Below are 24,475 nucleotides of genomic sequence, written 5' to 3' on the forward strand. Positions count from 1 at the left end.
CGGATGCGCCGGCGCTGGCTGTGGGCTTGGCTGTTGACATGGTGGGTCATGGGCAGTGTGCTTGCGCAAACGCCGCCGGCGCCGCCGCCGCAGGAAGAAGAGCTTTTTCTGGAGGTAATTGTGAACGGTGAAGCGACCGGCTTGGTAATGCGTTTTACCCGGGGCAAGACCTCGGGGCTGCGCAGTAGCGTGCAGAATCTGCGCGATATCGAGCTCGATCCCAAGCTGTTTGGCGTCGAGGGGAAGGAAGAGTTCGACCTCGACGACATCAAGGGGCTGGCCTACACCTACGATGCCGCGCGCCAGACCATTGCGCTGCGGGTCGACGATGCGCTGCGCGCGCCGCTGACCGTATCCAGCCGCACCGTGCGCAAGGCCGGCAAGGCCAGCGTGACGCCGGGCGTAGTGCTCAACTACGACGCCTTCAGCGTGCTGGGCCAGAACCGCAGCACCTCCATCACCAACGAAGTACGCTACTTCAACAGCGCCGGCGTGCTGACCAGCACCGGCATCATCAACTATAGCCCGCAGCTGCGCCAGTTCGTGCGCTTCGATACCGCCTGGGTGCATTCCGATCCCGACACCATGGAAACGTGGCAGGTGGGCGATTTCATCTCGTCCTCGCTGCCATGGTCGCGTTCGCTGCGCATGGGCGGGGTGCAGTGGAAGCGCAGCTTTGACCTGCGGCCCGACTTGCTGACCTTCCCGGCTGCCGCGCTGTCCGGCTCGGCGGTGGTGCCCAGCGCGGTCAGCCTGTACATCAACGGCGTGCGGCAAGTGGAGACGGCGGTGCCGTCCGGCCCCTTCGTGGTCAATCAGGTGGCCGGCATCAATGGCGCCGGGCAAGCCACGCTGGTCACGCGCGACGCGGCCGGGCGCGCCATCAGCACCACCTTGCCGCTGTATGTCGACACCCGCATGCTGGCCGAAGGCTTGACCGACTATTCGTACGAGCTGGGTGTGCTGCGCCGCCGCTACACCACCGATTCATTCGGCTATGCGCGCACGCCGGTGGCCAGCGCCTCGCTGCGGCGCGGCCTCAGCGACACGCTGACGCTGGAAGCGCACGGCGAGGGCGGCAGCGGCTTGCTCAATGGCGGCGCCGGCATGCTGTGGCGGCTGGGGCAGGCCGGCGTGGTCAGCGCCTCGCTGGCGGCCAGCGGCGGCAGCGGCGAGACCGCGCGGCGCGGCGCCCAGGCCACGCTGGGCTACCAGTACCTGAGCCCGCGCTTTAGCATCGACCTGCAATCGCAGCGCGCCAGCGCCAATTACAGCGATCTCGGCACGCTGGAAGGCGCGGCGGTGCTGCGCGCCAGCGACCGTATCAATTTCAACCTGTCGCTGTTTGCCGGGCAGGGACTGGGGCTGAGCGCGATCAGCGTGCGCTCGCCGGAGGCGCCGCCGGCGCGCGTGGTGGCGGCGTCGTACACGGCCACGCTGGGCCGGCGCCTGTTCTTGAGCGTGAGCGCTTTCCGCGACGCGCGCGACGCCAAGGCGCGCGGCGTGTTCTTCAGTGTCAGCGGCACTTTTGGCGACCGCATCTCGGCCAACGCCAGCCGCAGCCGCCAGGCCGATGCGCGCAGCACCACCGTCACGCTGGCGCGCTCGGCCGATTATGGCGGCGGCTTTGGCTGGGGGCTGCAAACGGTCAACACCAATGGCAGTGCGCTGCGGCAGGCGCAGGCGACTTATCTCGGCAACTACGGCCAGGTCACCGCCTACCTGCAAGACACCGGCAACCAGCGCACCAGCTCGGTGGACGTGGCCGGCGCGCTGGTGCTGATGGATGGCAGCGTGCACGCGGCGCGCCAAGTCGGCGCCGGTTTCGCGCTGGTCTCCACCGACGGCGTCGGCGGCGTGCCGGTGCTGCAAGAAAACCAGGTGATCGGCAAGACCGGGGCCTCCGGCTATCTGCTGGTGCCGAATTTGAATGCCTACGTGACCAACCAGGTCGACATCGATCCCTCCAGCTTGCCGCTGGACGCGCGCATCTCCAGCACCGGCCAGGGCGTGGTGCCGGCCCGGCTGTCCGGCGTGCTGGTGCGCTTCCCGGTCGAGACCTACGAAGCGGCCAGCGTGATCTTGCACGACGCCGGCGGCCAGCCGCTCGGCGCCGGCATCGAGGTGCTGCACGTGGAAAGCGGCGCCACCACCGTGGTCGGCTATGACGGCATGGCCTTCATCGACCACCTGCAGGCGCTCAACCACCTGCGCCTGACTATCGAGGGCAAGCCCTGCCTGATTGAGTTCCGCTATGAAGCGGTCAAGGGCAACGCCATGCCGGTGCTGGGCCCGTACCGCTGCCAGGGAGGGCAATGATGGCGCGCCGCTGGCTAATCCTGCTCGGTATGCTGCTGGCGCTGCTGGCCGGCCAGGCGCGCGCCGATAGCTGCGCGATCACGCCCAGCGATATCGTGTTCCCCAGCGTCAGCTCGATTTCCACCACCGACGTTTTTTCCGGGAGCGCCAATCTGACCGTGGTCTGCACCTGGACTAACATCCTCGGCACGCTGCTGACGCCCAACGTCTCGGTATGCCTGTATCTTGGCGCCGGCACCAATTCATCCTCCACGGTGACCGCGCCGCGCCAGATCGGCAACGGCAGCATCAAGGCCAACTACAACATTTACACCGACACCAGCTACGCCGCCTCCAAGATCTGGGGCGGCTGGGCCGGCACCAGCACCAGCAGCGCTTCGCAGGCCATCACCTTTACCATGACCAAGAGCGGCGGCGTCGGCACCATGTCGCAAGTGATCCCGCTGTACGGCAAATTGACGGCGGACGCCACCTTGTCTGCCAATGCGGTGGGTGCAGACGACCTCAGCGCGACCTCGGACTTTGGCAGCGGCAGCGCCCTGATGCAATACAGCTTCTTCCTCAGCCCGGCCCTGAGCTGCACGCTGGGGCCGGTCGTGGCCATTCCGTTCCAGGTGCGCGCGCCGATTATTAACGACTGCAATATCAGCATCGGCAATCTCGCCTTCCCGAACAGCAATTTATTGAGCAGCACCCTGCGCTCGACCGCCAACATGAGCGTCCGCTGCAGCAAGAGCACGCTGTACAGGATCTTGCTGTCGTACGGCAGCAATCCGGTATCGACCACCTCGCGCCGGATGAAAAAGCTGAGCGGCGCGGAGATGGTGTCCTACCAGCTATCCAACACCCTGGACGGCACCAATTGGGGGGACGGCGGCAACGGTACGGTGACGGTGAATGGTTCGGGAGACGGCAACAGCGCGACGGTGACAGTGTATGGGCGGGTACCGTCACAAACGACGCCGTCGCCGGGGGACTACAAGGACACGATCACGGCGACCGTGCAGTTTTGAGCGGAGTTTAGAAGTAGACAGTCCACTCGCCGGCGGCGGCTTCCTGGCGGATGGCGCTGGATTTGCTGTCGGCGCTGTTGGCGGCGGCAGGCTGGTTGGCGCGGGTCAGCTGGTAAGGCGTGTTGAGCTGGCAGGCGACGGCTGGCGCAGCCTTGGTGTCCGGGGTGGCAGTGGTAGCAGCAGCGCTGGTTTGCACCGTGCAGGATTCCTTGACTTCAAACGTCACCTGCATGGCGGCACTGGCGGTCTTACCGGCGGCATTCGACAGCAGTGGCAGGCTGAACAGGGTGATAGCAACGAGTTTGGCAAAAGTTTTCATTTTTTACACACGTTTTTGAGGTGCGCAGCAATCTTGTTCGACAGCTACGGATTCCTGGTAGCCATCAAGGCCGCGGAAGTTAATCTACAGGAAGAATTTTATCCTGAAGGAACAATCTCGCGAATGTTCACATTTTACACAGAAATTTACGTGTGGAAATAAAGTGATTTTTGGAGAGTTTTGGACGGGATTTTTTGTCCTATTTTTGAGGGTAAAAAACAGGCGACAAACAGCGGTTTTCATAGGAGAAATTTTCAAAAACGCAGGGCAAAAGAGGAGACGAAATTGGCACTTGAAAATACACACATTATCACCGACGTGGCATCACCTAAAAAAGTCACACTTTCTTGCATCAAACATGCAAGTAACCCGAGCTAAAGAGCATCCACCTTCAACTTTGAGGAGTAGAAAATGAAACATACCGACTTTGGCAGCATGCCGTGCCCGATCGCTCGCAGCCTGGGTAAAGTGGGCGAGTGGTGGAGCATCCTGATCCTGCGTGACGCCTTCTACGGCCTGACGCGTTTCGACGAGTTCGAAAAAAGCCTGAAGATCGCCCCGAATATGCTGACCCGGCGCCTGGCCGGGCTGGTCGAGGGCGGCCTGATGGAGCGCCGCCAGTACAGCGCGCGGCCGCCGCGCTATGAATACGTGCTGACCAAGGCCGGCCGCGACTTCAAGCCGGTGCTGCTGGCCTTTGTCGCCTGGGGCAACGACCACCTGGCGCCGGAAGGGGCCAGCCTGCTGGTGGTGAGCCGCGAAACCGGCAAGCCGGCCGACCAGGTGCTGGTGGACGCCAACAGCGGCCTGGCCATCAACGACGAGGACTATATGTTCGCGCCGGGCCCGGCCGCCACCGAGGGCATGCGCACGCGCCTGGTGCAAATTAATCAACCTGCGCGCGCTTAAGCGTCGCGTCTTCCCCGCGTTCAACGCAGCGCCGGCCGGCACGGCCGGCTTTTTTTTGTCCCAAAACGGTGTAACTCGCATCAAACTAGTTTCCATGTGGAACCAAAAAACCTTTGATATCAGTCACTTAAAAGGCCGATACAGGAGGGCCTGCAAACTGTGGAATAATGCGGTAGCAGCGCAACGGCGCGCTGCGGCGACACAGTAGAGGAAAGTCACTTGGTGGACATGTTTGCGCTCGACGATGAGCTGGCGCAGTGGGATGTAATATTGCATGAAGTGCAAGGCGCGGAGCGGCTCCGGCCGCTGACGGCGCTCGCTTGGCATTTGCGCCAGCGCGACCCTGCGCGCGCGCAGCAGTTAACAGTTGAAATTACCGCCTTGCTGGCCTTGTTGCCGCCGTCGGAGGCCGCCTTGCAGCGCGCCCGCCTGCAATTGATTGCCGCCGAGTCGGCATGGCTGCGCGGCGAACTCGACACCGCCCAATACCATCTGGAACAGGCTTTGCTGCTGTGCGAGCAGGCCGCGCCGGCGCTGCCGGCGGACGCCGCCGCCTGCCGCGCCGATGCCTGCTGGACGATGGCATGGGTGTCGAACGACCGCGGCGTCAGCGCCGCCGGTGACAGCTGGCTGCGCAAGGCCGCCGCCGCTGCCCGCCTGGCGCAAGATCCGCTGCGCATCGACGTGATCGACGCCGCCGCCGGCATCTGCGACGCTTTTGGCGACTGGCAGGCCGCGCAGCAGCGCTGGCAGGGCCGTTTCGGCGCCGACCTGAGCGGCGTGCCGCCGATTGCGGCCGGCTGGATCAGCGACTACTTCGGCACCTGCGCCTTCCAGCGCAGCGAGTACGGGCGCGCCATCGGCCACCTGATGCTGAGCTTTGAAACGGCGCTGGCCACCGGCCAGATCCGCCGCGCCATCATTGTCGCCACCAACATCGGCAACGGCTTCACCAGCTTGAACGCGCACGAGGCGGCGCTCGACTGGATGCAGCGCGGGCTCGATCTCGCGCGGCCAACCGGCTGGCCGCTCAGCATCGGCATGTGCTTGATGCAGACCGCCGAAACGCTGCGCCAGCTGGGCCAGCGCGACGCCGCGCAAAGCCTGCTGCGCGAGGCGCTCAACACACTGGCGCCGCTGTCCGGTTCGCGCGCTTACGCGGTGGCCCTGGAGTATCAGGGCGACCTGGCGCTGGATCTGGGCAACCACGCGGCGGCGCTGGACAGCTTCACCCGCCTGGCCGCGCGCGGCGACGCCTTGTGCCAGAACGATTTCCAGAGCAGCGCGCGGCGCGGACAGGCGCACGCGCTGTCGCACCTTGCGCGCCCCGAGGATGCGCTGGCCGCAGCACAAGCGGCGCTGGCGCTGGCGCGCGATCATGGCGATGCGTCGAGCCAGATCGCCGCCCTCAATGTGCTGGCCGATATCCACACGCGCCACGACTTGCCCGGCCCTGAATTGATGATGGCGCCGAACGCCGTGCTGCACTACTTGCAGCTGGCGCTGGAAATCGCCGCCACCATCGAAGGCTACACCGTGCCCGGCACGTTGCTCGATGCGGCGGCGCGCGAATACGCGGCCATCGGCGATTACGAACGTGCTTACACCATTTCGCTGCGCGCCAACGCCGCGCGCGATCAGACCCACAGCAAGGAAGCCACCAACCGCGCCATCGCGATGCAGGTGCAGTATCAAACCGAGCGCGCGCAGACCGAGGGCGAGCACCATCGTCAACTGGCCGCCGCCGAGGCGCAGCGCGCCGAAGTGCTGCAACAGACCAGCGCCACGCTGGAGCACTTGAGCGCGATCGGCCAGGAGATCACCGCGCACCTCGATGCGGCGGCGGTGTTCCGCGCGCTCGATCGCCACGTCCATGGCCTGCTCGACGCGACGCACTTCTCGATCTTCCTGCTGGAGCCGGATGGTGAAACGCTGGTGTGCACCTTCGGCATTGAAGCGGGAACGCCGCTGCCGCCGCTGCGCGTGCCGCTGTCCTCTGCTAGCGCTAACTCGGCGCGCTGCGTGCGCGAACGGCGCGAGATTTTGATCGAGCTGGATGAGGAGGGCGTGACGCCGCACCTGATTCCCGGCACCTTGCCGACTTTGAGCCTGCTGTTTGCACCGCTGCGCGTTGGCGACCGCGTGCTCGGCGCGATGACGGTGCAGTCGCTGCAAGCGCATTCTTACGGCGAGCGCGAACGCCTGATCTTCCGCACCTTGTGCGCGTACGGCGCCATTGCGCTCGATAACGCCAGCGCGTATCGCCAGGTGGCGGCGACGCAGGAGCAACTGCTGGAAAAAAACCTGGAACTGGAACAGGCTTACAAGGCGCTGGAGGAAGTCAGTCTGACCGACCAACTGACCGGCTTGCGCAACCGCCGCTTCTTCCTGCAAAACGTCGACGCCGATGTGGCGCTGTCCTTGCGCGGCTACGAAGCCGGCCAGCACCGCGAGTTGACCGAGTGCGATATTGCGGCGCCCAAGGACCTCGTGTTCTTCATGGTCGACCTGGATCACTTCAAGGAAGTGAACGACCGCTATGGCCACGGCGCCGGCGACTCGATCCTGGTGCAGATGCAGGAGCGCTTGCGCGAAGTGTTCCGCGAATCGGACTACGTGATTCGCTGGGGCGGCGAGGAATTCCTGGTGCTGGCGCGCGCCACCCAGCGCGATGAAGCGGCCGGCGTGGCAGAGCGCATGCGCCGCGCGGTGGCCGAGCGTGACTTTGAATTGCCGGACGGCGGCCGCTTGTCGCGCACTTGCTCGATCGGCTTTGCCTGCTTCCCATTCCTGCCGGATCAACCGCGCTTGCTATCATGGTCGCAGGTAGTGGAGTTGGCTGACCAAGGCCTGTACATCGCCAAGCGCTCCGGCCGCAATGCGTGGGCGGCTTTGTACAGCACCGAATCGACGCGCGCCGAGGGCGTGTTCCCGCGTTTGATGCAGCACTTGAGCGAAGCGGTGGCGGACGGCGAGGTACGACTGGTAAGCAATCTGACTGGCCCGCTGGTGCTGGGCGGCGAGCGTCGCCGCATCGGTTTGTCCAGCGACTTGGAACTCGGTTAAGTTCATGGAAAAGACACGCTGTAGCTGGGCTAATCCAGCGAACCCGGTGTACCTCGAATATCACGACACTGAGTGGGGCGTGCCTTGCCACGACGAGCGCCGCTTGTTCGAGATGCTGAATCTGGAGGGCGCGCAGGCTGGCTTGAGCTGGGAGACCATCCTCAATAAGCGCGAGAATTATCGCGCGGCGTTTGACCAGTGGGATGCGAAAAAAATTGCGGCCTATGGCCCGGACAAAGTGGCGGAGCTGCTGGCCAATCCGGGCATCGTGCGCAATCGCTTGAAGGTGGCGGCCGCGATTACCAATGCGCAGGCGTATTTGCGCCTGGTGGAGAGCGGCAGCAGCCTGGATAAGCTGTTGTGGTCTTATGTCGGCGGCAAACCGATGGTGCGCGGCAAGGAAGCGCGTCCGGCCAAGACCGAGCTGTCGGATCGGATCTCGAAGGATCTGGCAAAGCTGGGTTTCAAGTTTGTCGGCTCGACGATTATTTATGCGTACATGCAGGGCATCGGCATGGTGGACGACCATGCGCCGGATTGCTTTTGCAGGAAGGCGCGCAAGTGATGATGCGAGTCGCGCTCGACACGCAGTTCAGTGACGAGCGGTTTGCGGCAGCGCGCGCGCAGGGCGGGCGTTTGCATTACATTGCGATGGCAGCTGCGCTGCCTCCTGCGGCGCAGATTGCTGATGCCGAATTGCGCGCCGCGTGGCCGCTCAATGTGCCGGGCTTCCATCGCGTGATTCTCAATGATGACGTGACCTTGGATTTGCTGGTCGGCCCAGCGGATGCCGTGCTGCCGCAGATCCGCGCGCGCGTGAACGAGTTCCATCTCGCTTCCAACGCATCGCCGGCGTGGGGGCGCATGCTCGCCAAACTTGCAGTGCGGGGCGCGACGCTGCACGCACCCGCTGCCTGCGAGGCGCTCGTGTGGGCACTCACCGCTGCCGGTTTCGCATGCCGCCTGGCCGCTGCTGATTCGCTGGACATCGTGGCGGTTTATCGCAGCCTTCGGCCGCAGCTTGCGGCTGCGCCGGAGCCGGTGCGGCGGGCGGTGGTGATTGGCGCTGGACTGGCCGGTTCGTCGGCTGCGCATCGCTTGTGCGCGCGCGGCTGGCAGGTCACGCTGATCGAACGCCACGCCCACCCAGCGCAGGAGGCTTCCGGCAATCTGGCGGGCATCTTCATGCCGCTGCTTTCTAAAGACGACAACATCCCCACGCGCCTGAGCCGCGCAGCCTACCTGTTCGCGCTGCGAGAATGGCGCCGCCTCGGCGGCGTTGGCAGCGCCTTTGCAGGCGCCGATTGCGGCGTGCTGCAACTCGCGCGCGACGAGCGCCACGCCACCGTGCAGCAAGAAGCGCTGGCGACATGGAACTATCCGCAAGCCTACGCCCGCTGGGCCGACGCCGACGAAGCCAGCTCCCTGATCGGCGCAAGCACGCCGCACGGCGGCTGGCTGTTCGAACAAGGCGGCTGGGCGCGGCCATCGTCGCTGTGCGAGGCCATGCTGGCCATTTGCGGCAACCGCCTGCAACGCGTGTTCTGCCACGAGGCCGTGAGCCTGCAACGCGTTGACGGCGAATGGCAAGTACGCGACGCCGGCGGCGCGCTGATCGCGCAAGCACCAACCGCCATCCTTGCCAGCGGCGCCAGCGCCAACGGCATCGAACAAGCCGCCGAACTGCCGCTATTCAAACTGCGCGGCCAAGTGACTCATCTTGCGCAAGAAGCCGGCCCGCCGCAACTGCCGCTGGTGGTATGCCGCGAAGCCTACGTCACGCCGCCCGCCAACGGCATCGTCTGCGCCGGCGCCACTTACGACAACGACGACGATCCCAAGCTGCGCACCAGCAGCCAGCTGGAAAACCTCACCCGCCTGGCCGAGATCATTCCCGGAGACGCCGTTGCGGCGCTGGCGCAGACCGCGCCACTGGAAGGCCGCGTAGGCTTCCGCTGCGCCGCGCCCGACCGCTTGCCATTGGCTGGTGCCTTGCCCGACTACCCCAACGCCGGCCGCCTGGAATTCCTGCCCGACGTGCCGCGCCACCAGGGCCTTTACTGCCTGCTGGGCTACGCCTCGCGCGGCCTGATCTGGGCGCCATTGATGGCCGAACTGCTGGTATCGCAACTTGAACACACACCACCGCCGCTGGAAGCCGCACTGGTAGACGCCCTGGATCCCGGCCGCTTCCTGCTCAAACAACGCCGCCGCAGCCAATAAATACAGCTTCGCGGGTTACTGCCGCAGAGTTATCGTTCAACTGAACTGACGGCTGTTGTTAGTACCCCGAGCGAAAGGGTCTGACCCCGTACGGGGTCAGACCCTGGCCGCAGCGGTGTGCGGGTTGGATTAGTGCCGCGCGCTTTAAGGCGAAACGCAACGTCAACCCCGCCATAATTGGCGGTCGCTGGGGCGACAGGCTATAATCTGGCACAGAACAACCATCCCGCGCCGTCCGTGGAGAATCACCGCAATGGATGACCAAGAAGAAGCGCTGCAGCACGAAGGCTCACCGGAGCTGTTCATGTTTTTGGCGTCCACCGTCCACGACATGAAAAACTCGATCAGCGTCCTCAGTGGCACGCTGGAGAACCTGCTCGCCGCCCATCCATCCAATAGCGCTCCCGAATATGGGCAAATGGCGCACATGCTGTACCAGACCAAGCGCCTGAACGATAACCTGATCCAGCTACTGGCCCTGTACAAGGACGTCGGCAAACCCGGCTACCCGTTCGATCCCGCTCCGCGCAGCGTGCGCGAACTGGTGGAGCAGGTCTGCGGCCAAGCCCACATGCTGCTGCAATCGCGCGGCATCACGCTCGATGTCGAATATCCGCAGCACGCCATCTGGACGCTGGATGAAGACCTGGTGATCGGTGTACTCGTCCACGCCATCAACAACGCCATCCGCTACACGCGCGACCGCGTGCGCCTTGCCATCAGTATCGACGGCGACTTCCTGGAACTGCGCGTGGAAGACAACGGCAGCGGCTTCCCCGCCAGCATGCTGGAAGCGGGCGTCAGCGCCATGGATCCTCAACGCGCGCGCATCGACTTCCTCAGCAACAGCAGCGGCTTGGGCCTGTACTTCTCCAGCGAAGTCGCCAAGATGCACAAGCACCGCCAGCGCAGCGGCAGCATCGCGCTGGAAAACGGCGGAACGCTGGGCGGCGGCTGCTTCGTTCTGCGGCTGCCATGACGATGAGCGACATCATGACCACCACCTCGAATCCTGCCGAAAGCGGCATCGACTGGGCGGAAAAGCGCTATCTGATCATCGACGATTTCGTCGGCATCCGCCAATTGCTGCGCGAGTCGCTGCGCAACCTCGGCGCCAAGCATATCGACCAGGCCTCCAGCGGCGGCGAGGCCATGGTGCTGCTGTCGAAAACCCGCTACGACGTGGTGCTGTGCGATTACAACCTGGGCGACGGCAAGAACGGCCAGCAAGTGCTGGAAGAAGCGCGCATCCGCAACCTGATGCTGCCATCTAGCGTATGGCTGATGGTCTCCGCCGAAAAGAGCGTGGAATCGGTGATGGGCGCGGCCGAGCACCAGCCGGACGCTTACATCATCAAGCCGATTACCGAGGGTGTGCTGCTCACGCGCCTGAACCGCGTCTGGCTGAAGAAGCAGATCTTCCGCGAAATCGACCAGGCCTTTGCGGACAAGGACTACTTGCGCGCAGCGCGCCTGTGCGAAGAACAAATCGCCCACCACCCGCTGCACGCCATCGACCTGCACCGCATGCGCGCCACGCTGCTGCTCAAGAGCGGCGACCCTGATCAGGCGGGCGCCGTCTACGAGCAAGTGCTGCAAGAGCGCGAGTACAACTGGGCGCGCTGCGGCCTCGGTAAAATCCGCATGGCGAACGGCGATGCCGATGCGGCGCGCATGATGTTCCAGGCCGTGATCACCGATAACCGCTTCTATATCGACGCCTTCGACCAGCTGGCCGAATCGTTCCAGCAGCAAGGCAAAACCGAAGAAGCGTTCGACGTGCTGCAAAAAGCCGCCAAGCTGTCGCCCAACTCGGTGCCGCGCCAGCGCGCGCTCGGCACCACGGCGCTCAAGCTGGGGAATATCCCGGTGGCGGAGAAGGCCTTCCGCAAGTGCATTGAGATCGGCGAGTTCTCGGTGCGTAAAACGGTGGACGCGTATCTGGGCTTGGCCCGTGTATGCGGCCAAAAGAACGACACCAAGGAAGCGATCCGCCTGCTCAACGCGGCGGTTCACCAATTCGGCGGCGACCAGGTCACGCTGCGCGCCAAGATCACCGAAGGCTTGGTCTACCACGAGAGCGGCGACTTCCGCCGCGCGCGCAAATCCGGCGACGAACTGGAAGTGATGCTGGCCGACGAAAACCGCCAGCGACCCGATACCGAAACCTGTCTCGATATGGCGACCCTGCTGTTTGCCGTCGGCGTGAAAGAAGCGCCGGTCAACCTGCTGTGCTACGTCACCCGCAATAACCACGACAACGCGCCGCTGCTGGACGACGTGCAGAAAATCTTCGACAAGGCGCGCATGGCCGACGAAGGGCAGGAGCTCATTAAATCCGCGCGCCAGGAAGCGGCAGACCTGATGAACAAAGGCGTGCTGCTGTGGAAGACCGGTAAACTCACCGAGGCGGTCGAATGGATGCGCGGGGCGCGCAAGCAGCTTCCGCACAACATGCGTGTGCTCTTCAATTCGGCGCAAATCCTGATCTCCCATTTGCAGGAAAACGGCTACCAGCGCGGGCTGGCCGACGAGGCCATCGGCGTGCTGATGCACGTCGACGCCATCGCGCCAGGCCAGCAGCGTTTTGCCCAGCTGATGGAGCAGTTGGCGCTCTTGGCGCCGGTGTCCGGCGTGGTGGCCGCAGCCGCTGCCAGCGAGTACGAAGCGGCCAATGGCCCGGTGCCGGAATCGACCCGCTGGAGCGGCGCCTGAGTGGCGGCCAAGCGTCCGCGCCGCGCAACAGCGTGCTTGTTTCAGTTCCGCCAAATGATTACACTGGGCTGAGCGCAGCCCGGTCTGCGCTTGATTCGCTGTCAATATTGAGGGCAAATTAAGGGCACAAAAATATGCGCGATCTGGCAAAAGAAGTGTACAAAAAAATGAAGGTCGGCAGCGTGGCGTGGATACGCCCAGTCGCTGCAAGGGGCGATACCCTCGATAGTTTTCAAGCCGCGCACGATAGCGCCAAGCTGCTTGAAGAAGAGGGCTTAATCGATATCGAGAAAGTGCAGCGTCAGGCCGATGGCTTGATCGACGCCATCCGCATTCAGCGGCTGGCGTAATTCCCGTTACGGTTTATCCGCAGCCGGTTTCGCAACCGGCTTGACGGCGGCTTTTTTCGCTGCCGGTTTTTTCGCGGCAGGCTTCTTGACAGCTGCCGGCGCTTTGTCTGGCGCCGCGGCCGATGCTGAAGCAGCAGGCGCCGAGGTAGGCTTGGCGGCGGCCGGCGGCGTACCGGCGCCCGCAGCGGCAGCGGCAAATTTGACGGCGGCGTCGGCCATCATCGTTTCGGACGCGATGGCGGTCGATACGGCTTGCTTGAATTGATCTTGCAGCAGGTTCCACCAGGCGTTGGGCTGCCCCGCGCCTGCGCCCAGTGTTGGGCCGGCGGACTTTGGCGCTTCCGGCGTCGGCGTCGGCGCGGCCTTGGCGTCCGCTTCAGCGGCGGCTGGAGCCGGCGTAGGCGTCGGTGCAGTTTGCGCCTTGTCGGCTTCGCGCGCGTGGTGGAAGAAGGCCGAGGCGTATGGATTGGAGTCGAAGATCGACTTGTCGTTCACGCCGGTGTTGACCGCAGAGGCCAAGCTGGCGCCGACCGATTTCAGGGTGGCGATGGTGCCGCGCTGGACTTCCAGCGCCTGTATGCTCCCGCGCAGCATGCTCATATTCAGATTGAGCCAGCTCTCAACGGCTTTGAGGTCGTTGATTTTCTTGTCCAGTTCTTCCACCGACAGGGTGGGGGCGGTCAGGCCCGGCACGCTCATGCTGCCCCACAGGTTTTTTACGAAATCCAGCGTGTCGTTCATTGGGTTATGCGCCATGAAATTCTCCTGTGGGATGTGCGGTTAGCGTAGCAGATATTTGTTTGTCATTCAAAAGGTTTTGACAACATTTCGGCGGCAGCCCCACTGTTCTTGCCGATCCCGTTTAAACTAGCGGCCATGACGATTGCTTCCTCCCTTGCCCGGCACCGGCGCGTACTGGTTTTGTGTGTCGCCACCGTGGCGCTGCACTATGCCGCCATTGACTGGGTGGGTGGGCGCTTGAGCGCGCAGACGCACCGGCCGTCGGAGCTGCCGCCATCGCTGATGACGGCGCAGCTCAGACTAGCCTTGCCGAAGCGGGTAGATAGCACGCCGCTGGCCGAGGTAGCGCCATTGGCGGCCGCGCCGCGCAGACCGGCGGCCAAGGCCAAGCCGGTGGTGGAGCCGGTGGCCGCGCCGGATGCGGGCAGTGGTGCCATGGCCGCGACAGCAGCGGTAACGTCGGAAATCGCGGCGGAAGCCGGCGCCGCGCTGGCCGGCGTGCAGCCAGGCGCTGAACAAGCCGGCGCCGCGCAAGCGCAGACCGGCACGCCGCCGCCCGCCGTGGCGCAAGGCGAGACGCCGGCGGTGGCCGTGCCGGACGCCGCGCCCAAGCAAGGCCTGCGCCGCTACAAGGTCAACCTGCCGCCATCGGCCACCTTCGACATGACGGTCGACCGCGTCGACGCCGACGGCACCAAGTGGACGGGCTCCGCGACCATGACGTGGCATACTGACGGTAGCCGTTACAAGGCCTCGGTGGAAGCGGGCGTGAGCCTGCTGGTCACGCGCATCAACCTGCTGGTACTGCGCAGCGAGGGAGAGATCGACGACTACGGCATCGCCCCGGTCACCGTCACCGAGAAGCGCGCGCGCCGTGCCGAAACCGCGACCCATTTCAATCGCGACGCCGGCACCATCAGCTTCTCGGCGTCCGAGCGTAGCTTCCCGCTGCTGGTGGGCGCGCAGGACAAGGCGACCGTGCCGTTCCAGCTGGGCGGCATCGGCCGCGCCGACCTGAATCAGTTCGGCGGCGATATCGACATCCAGGTCGGCGAGGAAAAGGACGCCACCATCTTCCGCTTCCAGCTGGTGGGCGAGGAGGAAATTGAAACGAAGCTGGGCAAGCTGGTGACATGGCACTTGAGCCGTCCGCCCAAGCCGGGCACTTACTCGTCCAAGCTGGATATCTGGCTGGCGCCGGGCGTGAATTGGTTCCCTGTCCAGATACGCAACACGGAGGCCAACGGTGCGCTGACGACGCAGACCGTCTCCAACATAAAGATGACAGACAAATGAAAAAACTCACTACCCTTTGCGCCGCCTTCATGTTAGCGGCTGCCGCAAATGCGGCCGAAGAACATCCAAGCGCCAAGCGCGCCACCAATCCGCCGCCATCGGCAGACCTGAGCTACAACTTGAAAATCAAGCAAAGCGGCTTGTCGCTGAACGGCGTGGCCACGGTGCAGTGGCGCGCTGGCGATGGCAAATATTCCATCGTCACCGAGAGCCGCGCCGCCATCTTCGGCAAGGTGGTGGAAAACCGCAGCGAAGGCGGGATCGATGATTTTGGCCTCGCGCCGGTGAGCTTCCACGAGAAGCGCCTCCGCAAGGAGCCGTACACCACCACCTTCAAGCGCGACGCCAAGACCATTGCATTTACCGAAAGCGACGTCACCTACCCGATCCTGGGGGGCGAGCAGGATCGCAGCAGCGCCCAGTGGCAGCTGGCCGCCATCGCACGCGCCGCGCCGGACAAGTTCAAGCCGGGCAGCGAGTGGCATTTGTTCGTGGCCGGCCGCCGCGACGCCGAGCCGTGGAGCTTCAAGGTCGAGAAGACCGAGAATATCGATATCGGCTCGGGCCAGATCAGCGCCGTCCACCTGGTCAAGGCGCCGCCGCCGGACGCCAAGGGCCAGCAGGTCGACCTGTGGCTGGCGCCGTCCATGGACTGGTATCCGGTGCGCGTGCGCTTTAACGACACCGACGGCGACTTCGTCGACCAGACACTGGAAAAAGTCGTGAAAAAGTAGGCTCCTGCTATACTGACGCCCCCGCAAAAAAATGACGAGTTGTTTCATTTTTTATAATTTTAGCGGAGTACAGAATGGCAAAGAATGATCGAACCTATAACTAGTGAAGCCGCACCGGATCCGCAGGTACAAGACAGCCTGCAGGCCCACTTCCAGCCGCACATATCCGCCGACGAGATCGAGCAGGTCTACCACCTGAAGCGCGCGCAGCCGCTGCTGCAGGTGTTCACGGCCCTGTTCCACGGCGGTTTCGACGGCGTGCTGGTACGCCTGCTGGTGCTGCGCGAGCTGGCCGGCGACACTTCCTCGACCAGTTTCACCCGCGCCGACATCAACACCCGCCTCGCGTACCTGCTGCCGGAATCGCTGGAGACGGTGCTGATGCGCCTGCGCTCCAACCAGCTGCTGGCATGGGATGCGCAGCAAGCCGTGTACCGCGTCACGCCGATGGCGCGCAACGTGCTGTCGGCTATCGACGCGCTGCTGGCACTGGGCAAAGAAGAAGACGACAACGCCGAAATGGGCTTCCTGCTGTCGCAGGTGGCCGGCGCCCAGGTGATGGGCGGCGTTACGGTCGACCAGCTGAATCACCTGCTGGGCCGACTGGTGGAATTGACCGAAGAATTCTCCGACGCGATTGCGTCCGGTTCCGAATTCCGCCTGCGCGCTTCCCAGGCCAAGTGGCATATGGCGTGCGACTGGGTGGAGAAGGGCTCGGAAATCCTGCGCGCCATCACCACCGACGAAAACGCCGACAGCGCCACGCACAAGGCGGCGCAAGCCATCGGCCGCGCGCAATCTGCGCTGCTCAATATGCAGGGCATGTTCTCGCGCGCGCTGAATCAGATTGAGCGCCAGCGCGTGCACCTTGGCCAGTCCGGCCTGTCCACCACGGACATCAAGCGCTGGCTGCTGGAACACGAAGACCTGGCCTCGCTGGCCACGGACGCCATCGACCAGCCGGTAGTCCCGCTGTTCATGACGCCCGCAGAAATGATAGACGTAGCAGAAACAGAATTAATGGCCGACCGCGTAAACACCATCGTATCCAACGGCCTGCCGGCCGGCACCGATGCACCAACCACCATCAGCGAAGGCCCTGCCATGCAGCAGGAGCTTGATGATTGGCTGGCGCGCCTGTCCGACTTCGCCGCGCTGGGGAATTTCCCGAGCATCGCGGAAGAAGCGCCGAAATCCATCCAGGCGCACGAATCGCTGCTGCCGGCTACCTTTGCCGTGGCCTCGTACCGCGCTTCGCTGCTGCCGCTGCTGGGCGACGCCGACGAGGCGCGCCTGCAAGGCGCTACCGCCGAACTGGCGCGCTTGCCGGTCAAGTTTGCGCCGCAAGATGAAATGGTTCAGCTGCCCGACCTCGAGGTCGCAGCGATGTCCCTAGCCTCCCTCTCACTGTCTTTGAACCCGGAAGGCGACAAGTCCGATGAATGACGATTCCCAAATCCTGATCGCGCGCCTGCTCACGCATCAAACCCTGCGCCGCGACGACAAACTCGTAAAGCGCGTGCTGTCGGACGAACAGTTCCGCGCCGAAGTCGACGCGCGCCTGCTGGCCACCGGCCTGAAACTGCTGGACAACGTGTATGCAGATCACGTGACGCTGGCCCTGCACCGCGCCATCGAACCGAAAGTGTTCGGCGCCAAGGACGTCTGGCAAAACAATAACTTCGGCCTGTCGCGCGACGGCGTGGCCTTGCTGGTGGTGCTGTGGGCGCAGATCATTCTGCCCAAGCGCGAACGCCAGGAGACCCACCAGCACGCGGAGGACAACCAAAACGATATGTTCGGCACCGAGAAGCCGCTGCCGCGCGCGGAAGACACTTCCATCGGCATCGCCTACAAGGCGCTGCTGGCGGACTTCGGCGATAAGCTGGGCAAGAAAACCCGTCTCGATATGAACCTCGGTATTTTGTCCAAGCTTGGTTTCATCGAGCGCCGCGGCGACGTGATCGTTGAAGGCCCGCTGCTCGACTTGCTGATGGATACCGACTTGCTGAAAGAGCGCATCGTCAACGGCGCGCTGGCCGACGTGTTCAAACGTTCGCCGCCGCAAATCGTCGCCGTGCCGCGCAGCGAGCCGCCGATCGAAGTGGAGACGCCGGTTGAAGCGGAAGAGGAAATCCTTCCTGCCTTCGACGCGCCGCCACCGGCCCCCATCGTCATCGACGAAGACACTCCAGCCAAGGACTAAGCCATGTTTCATATTAAATCGCTAGAACTAGTCCACTGGGATTACTGGCAACGCATCAAGAACATCCCGCTGGACGCCAAGATCATCACCATCGCGGGCCAGAACGGCTCCGGCAAGACCACCTTGCTGGACGCGCTGCGCACGCTGTTCGGTCTCGATTGCTCGATGGGCCGCACCTATAAACACTACGCGCGCCACAGCGGCCAGCAAACCGCTTGGCTGCGCGCCGTGGTCGATAACAAGCCGATGGGACGTCAGCTGTCCAACCGTCCGTTCCGCAGCTCCGGCTTCTTCGCGGAAGACGAGGTGACGCTGTTCTGCCAGATTCAAAAGAACGGCGGCGACTGGAAGCGCCAGTACCTTATGCGTCCCGGTAATGTGCAGATCGAGGAAATCGGTGAAGCCGGCAACGACTGGCTGGGCGTGGAAAACTATCGCAAGCGCCTGGCCAATGCCGGCCTGTCGCCGGCCATGGCCAAAGTGCTGGCGCTTGAGCAGGGCGAAACCGACAAGCTGTGCGAATACGCGCCGCGCCAGTTGCTGGATCTGGTGTTCCAGGTGTTCGGCGACAAGGAAGTGCTAGATGCGTACGACGAAGCGAAGCGCCACCAGCGCGACACCGAGACCGAACTGAAACGCTTTGAAGCGGAACTGGAAGCCTCCAAGACCAACCTGGAAGGCCTGCGCCTGCGCGTGGCCAACTACCACCAGTGGGAAGACCTGAACAAGGAACGCCGCAACCTGCAAGAGGAAGTGCTGCCGTCGCTGGAGTACCACGAAGCGCGCGAGAAACACGCCAACCTCAGTCGCCAGCTGCGCGAAGCGCGCAAGCCGCTGATGCAGGCCGACGCGCAACTGGCCGACAAGCGCGCCATGCTGGCTGCACAAGCCAAGGCGCTGTCGGACGCGCAAAGCCACGAGACCGTGCTGGAGCAGGAATCGACCTCGCTGCAAACCCGCCTGACGCACATCAACGGCAAACTGAAGCCGCTGGAAAGCCTGCTGGAACAAAAGGCGCGCCTGGAGAAGCTGGCCTCGGACTCCGGTTCGGATCTGGCCGAAGTGGCGAAGACGCTGCAAGAAAAAGAAATCGAACTGGCGCGCCAGCGCACCGCGCGCGACGCCATCGCGTCGAAAATCGCCAGCGAGTTGTCGACCATCTCGGCGCTGCAAGGCAAGACCGCGATGCCGGAACCGGAAGCGCAGCGCGCCATGCGCAAGGTGCTGAACGACGCCGGCATCGGCCACATGATGCTGTCGGACGTGGTCGAAGTCACCGATCCGAAATGGCAGGGCGCCGTGGAAGGCGTGCTGTCCGGCTATGCCTCCGTGGTGCTGCTGGATAAATCGTCCGACGCCGCTGCTGCTTACCGTTTGGCGGAGAAGGAGCGCTATCGCCACTTCATCGTGCCGGATCTGGTGAACGCGCCGTCGACCAAGGACGACACCCTGATGTCGGTGGTGAAGTTCTCGGCCAAGGTGCCGGCATGGCTGGTGGAGCAGCTGTCGCGCATCACCCGCGTGGACAGCGTGGATCAAGGCGCCAAGCTGGGTAGCCACGAAGAATGGATTACGCCGGAAGCCTACCACCGCGAACGCCGCGGCGGCCGCTCGCTGTTTGTGGAAGCCTCGCGCTACCGCTTCGGTTCCGCAGGCCGCACGCAGCGCGCGGAAGCAATTCAAAAATCGCTGCCGGCGCTGGAAGCGCAGGAAGATCAACTGACGCTGCAAGTATCCAAGCTGGCGACTGAAATCAGCTCGCTGAAAACCCGCCTGGCCGGTGTCGACGCCGCCAAGGAACTGGCGGCACGCGCAGAGGAATTCGACGAAGCCGCGCGCAACGCCGTACCGCTGCGCACCGAGCGTACCGAGGTTGGTGCGCGCCTGGGCGAACTGCAAAACCTGATCAAGACCGCCGTGGTCACGCGCACCCGCGCCGACACCACGTGGCAGAACGCGCGCTTCGCATTGTCGGAAGCGGAAGCCGGTATGCGCATGAATCACAAGCGGCAACTGGAGCAGCGCAGCGATCACGCCAAGGCCTTGCTGGCATTGCGTAAGAGCTGGCGTCACCTGCCGCAAGGCTGGCGCCGTCCTGCGCGCCGCGCCGCGCTGGTGAAAGAACACCAGAACGCGCACCAGGTGACGCTGCGCGTCCACAGCCTGGAAGCGAGCCTCGCGCGCAGCGACTGGGAGCTGGATGCCACCGTGATCGACCAGTACCAGCGCCTGAACGACCAGCTGCACGCGCGCCAGTCGGAAACCGAAGAGCGCCGCTACCAGAACAACCGCGCCATCGAAGCGACCGGCAATGCACGCGGCGCCTACATGGAGCGTTTGCGCTACACCATCAAGACCTACGCCGCCAACATCAAGGAGCTGGGCCAGCTGGCCGGCATCGAGGTGAGCGCGGATCCGGTGCGACTGGAGAACGACGATGTGCAGCTGGCGCAAGCCGGCCTGCACGTGCGCTTCAAGTTCGACGGCAAGGGCGTGATCGGCATGAACGACGGTGAAGCGTCGGGCGGCCAGCAGGTGATGAAATCGCTGGTGCTGCTGATTGGTTTGCTGAAGTCGGAAGATGGTTCCGGCGGCTTCGTGTTCATCGATGAACCGTTTGCCCACCTGGATATCCGTAACATCCAGCTGGTTGGCGAGTTCCTGAAGAACACCGATGCGCAGTACCTGATGACGACGCCGCTGACTCACAACACCGACGTCTACGATCCTTCCGAGCTGACGCTCATCACGAGCAAAAAGAAGAAGGACACGGAATGGGCGCAGCCGATCTTCGTGCTGCAGCGCCGCAAGCAGGAAGAGAAGGAAAAGGCCGCAGCTTAATCAGCCAATTAGTTGGCCAGCAGCTGATCCAATTGTTGGGCGAGGAGGGCCGCGGTATCGCGGCCCTTTGCTTTTTGCACTGCCTCCACGTAGGGATCGCGCAGCTGGCGCAGTTCGTCCACCGAGCCGGCTTTTTCGACTCTCAGTTGCAAGGTGAAACCGCGCAGGCCTATGGTGCTTTTGATGGTCTTGTTGTAGAAGTCGTAAACCGAGCGGAATTGTTGGACTTGATCCACGGTTGGCAGGACGGCAGTTTCAGGTTCCGGTTCGGGCTCCGGCAGCGACACGTAACTGGTCGCCAGCAAGATGTAATCCTCCGCCAGCAATTCCTGCAGCGCGCTCTCCGTCAGGCCCAGTCCTGCCACATTGCGCAGCAGTTCGTCCTCAGTCCTGTGGCCGTCCACCAACACCAGCAAGGCGCGCAAGCGCGACGCAAGCTGGTACTTGCGCGTCGCGATCTCCTCCCGGCCTTTATTGGTCTTATCGTAAATTGACGTATTCATAGCGTGCTATCAATGGCTACGTGTGGCCATGATAGCACCGCGATTTTACTTAATGTCGAAAATGTCAATCGGGCGCGGTACGGGTTTTTGCGTACGGCGCCACTGTATCAGCAGCCACGAATACACGCCGTAGAAACCGCCCAGGAGACCAAACAGCCAGGACGAAATCGGATTGCCAAGGAAGTCAGGATCGAGCGGCAGGCCGTTGTGCATGTGCAGGTAAGCCTCGAACAAGCGGTAGATCAGGCGGCTGATGAACAGCATGATGACCAGCAGGCCAAGCTTGCGGTTCTGCGTGTAGAAAAAACCGTCGGGACGATTCTCAAGCCGGCTCAACTTCATGCTGCGCTGGCCGAGCAGCGCGCCCACCACCACGCCGGCCAGCAGCGCCGCCAGCGCCACCCAGTTGCCGAGGATTTGTACCGCCACGGCCAGCACCATCACCACCATCACCGCCAGCGTGGCATAGTGGCGCCACAGTTCGGACTTGGTGCGGCCCAGGACGACTTTCAGTCGCGAATAAATGCGCCAAACGGCCAGGGGCACGAGCAGCAACAGTACGAGTGTGGTCATTTCCATAATCTGTCCGAATGCGAAAGCTTAAAACCGTGATTGTACGGCACTGATTGACAATCACGGTTAGCATGAGCAAACTGAACCGCAGCAGCCTTCGCTTCTGGACCGAAAGGATCTCCATGAACAAACCTTTATCTGTGCTGCCTCTGAATTTAGGCCTGATGGCCGCCTCGCCGCAAGCCGGCGCCCAGCAGGGCGGATATCGCCTGCCGCCGGCCGCCTTGCAAGCCATCGTTGATGCGGCGCGCGCGCCGGCACTGAGCTTGAGCCCTCAACGTAACATCGTCGCCGTGGTGCAAACGCCGCCGCTGCCCGGCATCGCCGAAGTGGCGCAGCCGGAATTGAAGCTGGCCGGCTTGCGCATCAATCCGCGCACCTGTTCTTCCTCGCGTTTTTCGTTTGGCACGGACTTGTCCTTGCTGGACGTGGGCACGCGCAAGGAGAGCCGCATCCGTGGTTTACCGCGCGGCTTGCGCCTGGCGGATTTGAGCTGGTCGCCCGATCAGCGCTACCTCGCTTTCTCGCACGTGGCGCTGCAGGGCGAACGCGGTGCGGTGGAGTTGTGGGTGCTCGATATCGCAGAACGCAAGGCGCGCAAGCTGTCGCCGCAGCCCCTGTCGGCGGTGCTGACGCGCGGCTTTAACTGGCTGCCCGATAGCAGCGGCTTGCTGGTGCATTGGCGGCCTGCGGGCATCGGCAAGCCGCCGGTGGCTAGCGGCATTCCATCCGGGCCGATAGAGCAGGACAGTACCTCGGACGGCCATGTGCGCCAGCTGCGCACCTATCAAGACCTGCTGAAGAACGAGGAAGACGCGCGCCTGTTCGAGTACTACATCACGGTGCAGATGGCGATTGTGGACTTGCACGGCAAGACGCGGCTGGTCGGCGCGCCGGGGCAGTTCTCGCGCACCTCGATCGCGCCGAGCGGCGAGTATCTGCTCACGCAGAGCATCACGCGGCCGTATTCCTACATCGTGCCGGCGTCGAGTTTCGGCGAGCGCCTGGAAGTGCGCGATATGCACGGCGACGTGGTGCACACGGTGGCCGATCTGCCGCTGGAAGAAGGCCTGCCGCCGGGGAATGATGCGGTGTCGGAAGGCGTGCGCCATGTGTCGTGGCGCGCCGATGCCCCGGCTTCGCTGGTGTGGGCCGAGGCGCAGGACGGTGGCGATCCAGTGCGCGAGGTGATCGACGGCATCCGCGACCTGGTGCTGCTGCATGCCGCGCCGTTCCGCGAACCGCCGCGCGTGCTGGCGCGCCTGACGATGCGCTATGCCGGTATTGCGTGGGGCCGTGATGATGTGGCGCTGATCAACGAACGTTGGCACAAGACGCGCGATTACAAGCAGTGGATGATACAGCCCGGCCATCTATCGACGCCGCCGGAATTGATTTATGCCGGTTCCTACGAGGATCGCTACAGCAGCCCCGGTTCGCCGGTGATGCGCGCGGACGCCAACGGCTTCCCGCGTTTGCTGATCGGCCCCGGTACCACGTTGCTGCTGGACGGTGCCGGTGCGACGCCGGAAGGCGACCGCCCCTTTATCGACCGTCTGAGCTTGACCACCAGGCACAAGGAACGCCTGTTCCAAAGCGCCGCGCCGTATTTTGAAAACGTGGCGGCGGTGCTGAATGATGACGGCACGCTGCTGCTCACCACGCGCGAGTCTCCGACCGAACGGCCCAATTACTACTTGCGTGATTTGACCAAGCCGGAAAACGAGCAGTTGACGGCGCTGACCAATTACCCGCATCCGACGCCGCAGCTAAAGGACGTGTTCAAGGAGCAGATTCGCTACTCCCGCAACGATGGCGTGGAGTTGACGGCGACGCTGATGCTGCCGCCGGGTTACGACGCGGCGCGCGATGGGCCGCTGCCGATGCTGATGTGGGCCTATCCGCAGGAGTTCAAATCTGCTGGTGCGGCCAGCCAGACTACCGGTTCGCCGTATCGTTTTAATTCGGTCAGCTATTGGGGGCCGGCGGTGTTTTTGGCGATGGGCTATGCGGTGCTGGATAACCCGTCGTTCCCGATTGTCGGCAGCGGCGACGATGAGCCTAACGATACTTACTTGCCGCAGCTGGTGGCGTCGGCCGAGGCGGCGGTGGAGGAGGTGGTGCGGCGCGGCGTGGCGGATCGCCATCGCATTGCAATTGGCGGGCATTCGTATGGCGCATTCATGACCGGGAATCTGCTGGCGCATACGCGCTTGTTCCGCGCCGGGATTGCGCGCAGCGGAGCGTACAACCGTACTTTGACGCCGTTTGGTTTTCAGTCCGAGGAGCGGCCATACTGGCAGGCGCCGGAGGTGTATCAGGCGATGTCGCCGTTCAATAACGCCGACAAGATCAAGGACGCCATGCTGCTGATACACGGCGCGGAGGATAGCAACTCCGGCACCTTCCCATTGCAGAGCGAGCGCATGTTCCAGGCGATTAAAGGCTTGGGTGGCACGGCGCGGCTGGTGATGCTGCCGAACGAATCGCACGCCTATCGCGCGCGCGAATCCATCATGCACATGCTGTACGAGACCAACGCATGGCTGGAGAAATACGTGAAACACGCCCAACCCTAGGCCAAAGGGCCAGACCCCGCAGGGGTCTGACCCATGAGCGGAGCCTCGGGGTAGAATGAAGCCATGTCCGCGCCCCCAAGGAGACGAT

Annotated in this window: 19 protein-coding genes; 15 read left to right on the forward strand and 4 right to left on the reverse strand. The window is 63.6% G+C overall.

Translation table 11 applies throughout. From position 1 onward, the window contains the following. Positions 1 to 48: 48 nt before the first annotated feature. Positions 49 to 2,319: a fimbria/pilus outer membrane usher protein gene (locus GTP45_RS25695; RefSeq protein WP_229258641.1), complete on the forward strand. Its 2,271-nt coding sequence runs from the start codon at positions 49 to 51 to the stop codon at positions 2,317 to 2,319. Further along, positions 2,316 to 3,332, forward strand: coding sequence for a Csu type fimbrial protein (locus tag GTP45_RS25700; protein WP_161016675.1), 1,017 nt, complete (start codon positions 2,316 to 2,318; stop codon positions 3,330 to 3,332). The genes GTP45_RS25695 and GTP45_RS25700 overlap by 4 nt, the downstream gene beginning before the upstream one ends. A 7-nt stretch (positions 3,333 to 3,339) precedes the next feature. Here the strand turns inward: GTP45_RS25700 and GTP45_RS25705 are convergent, their stop codons facing one another. After that, the gene (locus GTP45_RS25705) at positions 3,340 to 3,651 is read right to left on the reverse strand and encodes a hypothetical protein (RefSeq protein WP_161016676.1); all 312 of its coding nucleotides are present in this window, start codon (positions 3,649 to 3,651) and stop codon (positions 3,340 to 3,342) included. A 411-nt stretch (positions 3,652 to 4,062) separates the two neighbouring features. Here GTP45_RS25705 and GTP45_RS25710 point away from each other — a divergent pair, with 411 nt between their 5' ends. From GTP45_RS25710 to GTP45_RS25740, 7 genes are all read left to right on the forward strand, one after another. Beyond that, a complete protein-coding gene (locus GTP45_RS25710; RefSeq protein WP_161016677.1) occupies positions 4,063 to 4,560 on the forward strand; it encodes a winged helix-turn-helix transcriptional regulator in 498 nt (165 codons plus the stop codon). A gap of 228 nt (positions 4,561 to 4,788) precedes the next feature. Beyond that, entirely contained in the window at positions 4,789 to 7,626 is a 2,838-nt protein-coding gene (locus GTP45_RS25715; protein ID WP_161016823.1) for a GGDEF domain-containing protein, read from the forward strand. A 4-nt stretch (positions 7,627 to 7,630) separates the two neighbouring features. Then, positions 7,631 to 8,191: a DNA-3-methyladenine glycosylase I gene (locus tag GTP45_RS25720; RefSeq protein WP_161016678.1), complete on the forward strand. Its 561-nt coding sequence runs from the start codon at positions 7,631 to 7,633 to the stop codon at positions 8,189 to 8,191. Beyond that, positions 8,191 to 9,849 carry an FAD-dependent 5-carboxymethylaminomethyl-2-thiouridine(34) oxidoreductase MnmC1 gene (gene mnmC1, locus GTP45_RS25725; protein ID WP_166454745.1) on the forward strand — a complete coding sequence of 553 codons (1,659 nt, stop codon included), beginning with the start codon at positions 8,191 to 8,193 and terminating at the stop codon, positions 9,847 to 9,849. The genes GTP45_RS25720 and mnmC1 overlap by 1 nt, the downstream gene beginning before the upstream one ends. Before the next feature lie 253 nt (positions 9,850 to 10,102). Then, positions 10,103 to 10,828, forward strand: a complete 726-nt coding sequence (locus GTP45_RS25730; RefSeq protein ID WP_161016680.1) for a sensor histidine kinase — start codon at positions 10,103 to 10,105, stop codon at positions 10,826 to 10,828. After that, the gene (locus GTP45_RS25735) at positions 10,825 to 12,564 is read left to right on the forward strand and encodes a tetratricopeptide repeat-containing response regulator (protein WP_229258642.1); all 1,740 of its coding nucleotides are present in this window, start codon (positions 10,825 to 10,827) and stop codon (positions 12,562 to 12,564) included. Before GTP45_RS25730 ends, GTP45_RS25735 begins: the two co-directional genes overlap by 4 nt. Positions 12,565 to 12,698: 134 nt before the next feature. Then, complete coding sequence (locus tag GTP45_RS25740) at positions 12,699 to 12,914, forward strand: hypothetical protein (protein ID WP_161016681.1); 216 nt, start codon at positions 12,699 to 12,701, stop codon at positions 12,912 to 12,914. Between the two features lie 6 nt (positions 12,915 to 12,920). On the opposite strand, the gene GTP45_RS25745 is transcribed toward GTP45_RS25740, so the two are convergent. Continuing rightward, positions 12,921 to 13,670 carry a PhaM family polyhydroxyalkanoate granule multifunctional regulatory protein gene (locus GTP45_RS25745; RefSeq protein WP_229258643.1) on the reverse strand — a complete coding sequence of 250 codons (750 nt, stop codon included), beginning with the start codon at positions 13,668 to 13,670 and terminating at the stop codon, positions 12,921 to 12,923. Between the two features lie 120 nt (positions 13,671 to 13,790). On the opposite strand from GTP45_RS25745, the gene GTP45_RS25750 reads away from it, so the two are divergent. The 5 genes from GTP45_RS25750 (at position 13,791) to GTP45_RS25770 (ending at position 20,732) form a co-directional block, all read left to right on the forward strand. Next, positions 13,791 to 14,951, forward strand: coding sequence for a DUF3108 domain-containing protein (locus tag GTP45_RS25750; RefSeq protein ID WP_161016682.1), 1,161 nt, complete (start codon positions 13,791 to 13,793; stop codon positions 14,949 to 14,951). Then, positions 14,948 to 15,685 (forward strand): DUF3108 domain-containing protein, encoded by a 738-nt coding sequence (locus tag GTP45_RS25755; protein WP_161016683.1) that lies wholly within the window; start codon positions 14,948 to 14,950, stop codon positions 15,683 to 15,685. Before GTP45_RS25750 ends, GTP45_RS25755 begins: the two co-directional genes overlap by 4 nt. An 84-nt stretch (positions 15,686 to 15,769) precedes the next feature. Further along, positions 15,770 to 17,131, forward strand: a complete 1,362-nt coding sequence (locus tag GTP45_RS25760; protein WP_161016684.1) for a hypothetical protein — start codon at positions 15,770 to 15,772, stop codon at positions 17,129 to 17,131. Further along, positions 17,124 to 17,891: a hypothetical protein gene (locus GTP45_RS25765; protein WP_161016685.1), complete on the forward strand. Its 768-nt coding sequence runs from the start codon at positions 17,124 to 17,126 to the stop codon at positions 17,889 to 17,891. The genes GTP45_RS25760 and GTP45_RS25765 overlap by 8 nt, the downstream gene beginning before the upstream one ends. A 3-nt stretch (positions 17,892 to 17,894) precedes the next feature. Further along, positions 17,895 to 20,732 (forward strand): ATP-binding protein, encoded by a 2,838-nt coding sequence (locus GTP45_RS25770; protein ID WP_161016686.1) that lies wholly within the window; start codon positions 17,895 to 17,897, stop codon positions 20,730 to 20,732. An 8-nt stretch (positions 20,733 to 20,740) separates the two neighbouring features. On the opposite strand, the gene GTP45_RS25775 is transcribed toward GTP45_RS25770, so the two are convergent. Beyond that, a complete protein-coding gene (locus GTP45_RS25775) occupies positions 20,741 to 21,235 on the reverse strand; it encodes a hypothetical protein (protein ID WP_161016687.1) in 495 nt (164 codons plus the stop codon). Between the two features lie 45 nt (positions 21,236 to 21,280). Next, positions 21,281 to 21,808 carry a CcdC protein domain-containing protein gene (locus tag GTP45_RS25780; RefSeq protein ID WP_229258644.1) on the reverse strand — a complete coding sequence of 176 codons (528 nt, stop codon included), beginning with the start codon at positions 21,806 to 21,808 and terminating at the stop codon, positions 21,281 to 21,283. 122 nt (positions 21,809 to 21,930) lie between these two features. Between GTP45_RS25780 and GTP45_RS25785 the strand changes: the two genes are divergently transcribed. Beyond that, the gene (locus GTP45_RS25785) at positions 21,931 to 24,387 is read left to right on the forward strand and encodes a S9 family peptidase (protein WP_161016689.1); all 2,457 of its coding nucleotides are present in this window, start codon (positions 21,931 to 21,933) and stop codon (positions 24,385 to 24,387) included. Positions 24,388 to 24,475: the final 88 nt, after the last annotated feature.

This window comes from Duganella rivi (assembly GCF_009857435.1).
Lineage (GTDB): Bacteria > Pseudomonadota > Gammaproteobacteria > Burkholderiales > Burkholderiaceae_D > Rugamonas > Rugamonas rivi.